This window comes from Microbacterium sp. OR21 (assembly GCF_047306785.1).
Taxonomy (GTDB): Bacteria; Actinomycetota; Actinomycetes; order Actinomycetales; family Microbacteriaceae; genus Microbacterium; species Microbacterium esteraromaticum_E.
This window is the reverse complement of sequence record NZ_JAZEXJ010000012.1, coordinates 1-5,346: the sequence shown is the minus strand read 5'-3', so window position 1 is coordinate 5,346 and position 5,346 is coordinate 1. Positions and strand designations below refer to the sequence as shown.

At 55.0% G+C, this 5,346-nt stretch carries 3 rRNA genes; all 3 read left to right on the top strand.

Annotation, left to right across the window (positions count from 1 at the left end):
- Positions 1 to 123: 123 nt before the first annotated feature.
- Positions 124 to 1,648 (top strand): 16S ribosomal RNA (locus V2S04_RS14890).
- A 363-nt stretch (positions 1,649 to 2,011) separates the two neighbouring features.
- Positions 2,012 to 5,116, top strand: a 23S ribosomal RNA gene (locus V2S04_RS14885).
- Between the two features lie 109 nt (positions 5,117 to 5,225).
- Positions 5,226 to 5,342, top strand: a 5S ribosomal RNA gene (rrf, locus tag V2S04_RS14880).
- The 16S, 23S and 5S rRNA genes sit together here, the layout of an rRNA operon.
- The last annotated feature ends 4 nt before the right edge of the window (positions 5,343 to 5,346 follow it).

The window sequence follows — 5,346 nt, the reverse complement described above, 5'->3', positions numbered from 1 at the left end:
GTGGGGGTTGGTTGAGAATTCCTTTGGATCAATTTATATGAATGTCAGCAATGATGTTCGTCTCTTTTGGTCAGTTTCAAACTCGCTGCATGGTCGTTTTCCCGATTGTGTATGCATTTCTTTTTTACGGAGAGTTTGATCCTGGCTCAGGATGAACGCTGGCGGCGTGCTTAACACATGCAAGTCGAACGATGAAGCCCAGCTTGCTGGGTGGATTAGTGGCGAACGGGTGAGTAACACGTGAGCAACCTGCCCCTGACTCTGGGATAAGCGCTGGAAACGGCGTCTAATACTGGATATGTCCCGTCACCGCATGGTGTGCGGGTGGAAAGATTTTTCGGTTGGGGATGGGCTCGCGGCCTATCAGCTTGTTGGTGAGGTAATGGCTCACCAAGGCGTCGACGGGTAGCCGGCCTGAGAGGGTGACCGGCCACACTGGGACTGAGACACGGCCCAGACTCCTACGGGAGGCAGCAGTGGGGAATATTGCACAATGGGCGGAAGCCTGATGCAGCAACGCCGCGTGAGGGATGACGGCCTTCGGGTTGTAAACCTCTTTTAGCAGGGAAGAAGCGAGAGTGACGGTACCTGCAGAAAAAGCACCGGCTAACTACGTGCCAGCAGCCGCGGTAATACGTAGGGTGCAAGCGTTATCCGGAATTATTGGGCGTAAAGAGCTCGTAGGCGGTCTGTCGCGTCTGCTGTGAAATCCCGAGGCTCAACCTCGGGCTTGCAGTGGGTACGGGCAGACTAGAGTGCGGTAGGGGAGATTGGAATTCCTGGTGTAGCGGTGGAATGCGCAGATATCAGGAGGAACACCGATGGCGAAGGCAGATCTCTGGGCCGTAACTGACGCTGAGGAGCGAAAGGGTGGGGAGCAAACAGGCTTAGATACCCTGGTAGTCCACCCCGTAAACGTTGGGAACTAGTTGTGGGGTCCTTTCCACGGATTCCGTGACGCAGCTAACGCATTAAGTTCCCCGCCTGGGGAGTACGGCCGCAAGGCTAAAACTCAAAGGAATTGACGGGGACCCGCACAAGCGGCGGAGCATGCGGATTAATTCGATGCAACGCGAAGAACCTTACCAAGGCTTGACATACACGAGAACGGGCCAGAAATGGTCAACTCTTTGGACACTCGTGAACAGGTGGTGCATGGTTGTCGTCAGCTCGTGTCGTGAGATGTTGGGTTAAGTCCCGCAACGAGCGCAACCCTCGTTCTATGTTGCCAGCACGTAATGGTGGGAACTCATGGGATACTGCCGGGGTCAACTCGGAGGAAGGTGGGGATGACGTCAAATCATCATGCCCCTTATGTCTTGGGCTTCACGCATGCTACAATGGCCGGTACAATGGGCTGCGATACCGTAAGGTGGAGCGAATCCCAAAAAGCCGGTCCCAGTTCGGATTGAGGTCTGCAACTCGACCTCATGAAGTCGGAGTCGCTAGTAATCGCAGATCAGCAACGCTGCGGTGAATACGTTCCCGGGTCTTGTACACACCGCCCGTCAAGTCATGAAAGTCGGTAACACCTGAAGCCGGTGGCCTAACCCCTTGTGGGAGGGAGCTGTCGAAGGTGGGATCGGTAATTAGGACTAAGTCGTAACAAGGTAGCCGTACCGGAAGGTGCGGCTGGATCACCTCCTTTCTAAGGAGCATCTGAAGTCTTCGGACTTCCAGAACCCAGATCGAAGGCGTTCGTTCTTCGCTGGGAGCTCATGGGTGGAACATTTGACATGGCATTCGATCTGATGATTTGAGTTAGTACGCAGCTTGCTGTGGGAACGCTTGGTCGGAGGGTGGGGTGCCTGCACGCTGTTGGGTCCTGAGGGACCGGGCCGGCTTCTCCTTTCGGGGAGGGGTTGTTCTGATTCCTTGTGGCCCTTTCTTCTGTTGCCGGTTGGCAGTGGGGGAGGGGGACCGCCCGTACTTTGAGAACTACACAGTGGACGCGAGCATCTTAAAGAAAACCGAGCCGGATCTTTTCCTGGATCCGGTTCATCTCATGTGATTTCAAGTCTTTAAGAGCAAACGGTGGATGCCTTGGCATCTGGAGCCGAAGAAGGACGTAGCAATCTGCGATAAGCCTCGGGGAACTGATAAGCGAGTTTTGATCCGAGGATGTCCGAATGGGGAAACCCCGCCAGGCGTTTGTGCGACCTGGTGACTCCCGCCTGAATATATAGGGCGGGTAGAGGGAACGTGGGGAAGTGAAACATCTCAGTACCCACAGGAAGAGAAAACAACAGTGATTCCGTGAGTAGTGGCGAGCGAAAGCGGATGAGGCTAAACCGGGTGTGTGTGATAGCCGGCAGGCGTTGCATGCCCGGGGTTGCGGGACTCTTTTGAACATTCTGCCGAGTGTTCGACGTGATGTGACGATATAGACGAACCGTCTTGAAAGGCGGGCCATAGTGGGTGCCAGCCCCGTAGTCGAAATGTTGTGCGCAGCGTGAAGAGTATCCCAAGTAGCACGGGGCCCGAGAAATCCCGTGTGAATCTGTCAGGACCACCTGATAAGCCTAAATACTCCCAGATGACCGATAGCGGACAAGTACCGTGAGGGAAAGGTGAAAAGTACCCCGGGAGGGGAGTGAAATAGTACCTGAAACCGTTTGCTTACAAACCGTTGGAGCCTCCTTAGCAGGGGTGACAGCGTGCCTTTTGAAGAATGAGCCTGCGAGTTAGTGATATGTGGCGAGGTTAACCCGTGTGGGGCAGCCGTAGCGAAAGCGAGTCTGAATAGGGCGATTCAGTCGCATGTCCTAGACCCGAAGCGAAGTGATCTATCCATGGCCAGGCTGAAGCGACGGTAAGACGTCGTGGAGGGCCGAACCCACTTAGGTTGAAAACTGAGGGGATGAGCTGTGGATAGGGGTGAAAGGCCAATCAAACTTCGTGATAGCTGGTTCTCTCCGAAATGCATTTAGGTGCAGCGTTGCGTGTTTCTTGCCGGAGGTAGAGCTACTGGATGGCCGATGGGCCTCACCAGGTTACTGACGTCAGCCAAACTCCGAATGCCGGTAAGTGAGAGCGCAGCAGTGAGACTGTGGGGGATAAGCTTCATAGTCGAGAGGGAAACAACCCAGACCACCATCTAAGGTCCCAAAGCGCGTGCTAAGTGGAAAAGGATGTGGAGTTGCTTAGACAACCAGGAGGTTGGCTTAGAAGCAGCCACCCTTGAAAGAGTGCGTAATAGCTCACTGGTCAAGTGATTCCGCGCCGACAATGTAACGGGGCTCAAGCACGCCACCGAAGTTGTGGCATTGACATTTTTGGTAGGCCTTCGTGGTCCAGCCGTGTTGATGGGTAGGAGAGCGTCGTGTGGCGAGTGAAGCGGCGGTGGAAACCAGCCGTGGACGCCACACGAGTGAGAATGCAGGCATGAGTAGCGAAAGACGTGTGAGAAACACGTCCTCCGGAAGACCAAGGGTTCCAGGGTCAAGCTAATCTTCCCTGGGTAAGTCGGGACCTAAGGCGAGGCCGACAGGCGTAGTCGATGGACAACGGGTTGATATTCCCGTACCGGCGAAGAACCGCCCCAGTCAATCCAGTGATGCTAAGTGTCCGAAGCCATCCATCGAACCCTTCGGGGTTCACCGGGTGGTGGAGCACACGACCCTATGCTGGTGCGGCTAGCGTATTAACAGGTGTGACGCAGGAAGGTAGCCCAAGCCAGGCGATGGTTGTCCTGGTGCAAGTGCGTAGGCCGAGTCATAGGCAAATCCGTGACTCATACAGGCTGAGACACGATGCGGATAAAAAGTGGGTGATCCTATGCTGCCGAGAAAAGCATCGACGCGAGGTTCAAGCCGCCCGTACCCCAAACCGACTCAGGTGGTCAGGTAGAGAATACCAAGGAGATCGAGAGAATCGTGGTTAAGGAACTCGGCAAAATGCCCCCGTAACTTCGGGAGAAGGGGGGCCATCCACTTACTAGGATTTACTCCGAAAGGGTGTGGTGGCCGCAGAGACTAGTGGGTAGCGACTGTTTACTAAAAACACAGGTCCGTGCGAAGACGCAAGTCGATGTATACGGACTGACGCCTGCCCGGTGCTGGAAGGTTAAGAGGACCGGTTAGCCGCAAGGCGAAGCTGAGAATTTAAGCCCCAGTAAACGGCGGTGGTAACTATAACCATCCTAAGGTAGCGAAATTCCTTGTCGGGTAAGTTCCGACCTGCACGAATGGCGTAACGACTTCCCAACTGTCTCAACCGCGAACTCGGCGAAATTGCATTACGAGTAAAGATGCTCGTTACGCGCAGCAGGACGGAAAGACCCCGTGACCTTTACTACAGCTTGGTATTGGTGTTCGGTGTGGCTTGTGTAGGATAGGTGGGAGACTGTGAAACCGTGACGCCAGTTACGGTGGAGTCATTGTTGAAATACCACTCTGGTCATATTGGATATCTAACTTCGAACCGTGATCCGGTTCAGGGACAGTGCCTGGTGGGTAGTTTAACTGGGGCGGTTGCCTCCCAAAAAGTAACGGAGGCGCCCAAAGGTTCCCTCAACCTGGTTGGCAATCAGGTGGCGAGTGTAAGTGCACAAGGGAGCTTGACTGTGAGACTGACAGGTCGAGCAGGGACGAAAGTCGGGACTAGTGATCCGGCAGTGGCTTGTGGAAGCGCTGTCGCTCAACGGATAAAAGGTACCTCGGGGATAACAGGCTGATCTTGCCCAAGAGTCCATATCGACGGCATGGTTTGGCACCTCGATGTCGGCTCGTCGCATCCTGGGGCTGGAGTAGGTCCCAAGGGTTGGGCTGTTCGCCCATTAAAGCGGTACGCGAGCTGGGTTTAGAACGTCGTGAGACAGTTCGGTCCCTATCCGCTGCGCGCGTAGGAAGTTTGAGAGGATCTGACCCTAGTACGAGAGGACCGGGTTGGACGAACCTCTGGTGTGCCAGTTGTTCCGCCAGGAGCACCGCTGGTTAGCTACGTTCGGGATGGATAACCGCTGAAAGCATCTAAGCGGGAAGCCGGCCTCAAGATGAGACTTCCATACCCCTCGGGGTGAGAGGCTCCCAGCCAGACGACTGGGTTGATAGGCCAGATGTGGAAGCGTGGCAACACGTGCAGCTGACTGGTACTAATAAGCCGATGACTTGATAACACTCCTTTCTGCGAGATGAACGCGTCCACTTTGTGGTTCTCGACGTACGGTCGGAACCAAACAACACACTCCACGCGAGTGATGTTGCCGATGAACATGTCAATAGTGTTACGGCGGCCATAGCGTGAGGGAAACGCCCGGTCACATTCCGAACCCGGAAGCTAAGCCTCACAGCGCCGATGGTACTGCAGGGGGGACCCTGTGGGAGAGTAGGACACCGCCGGACTTCT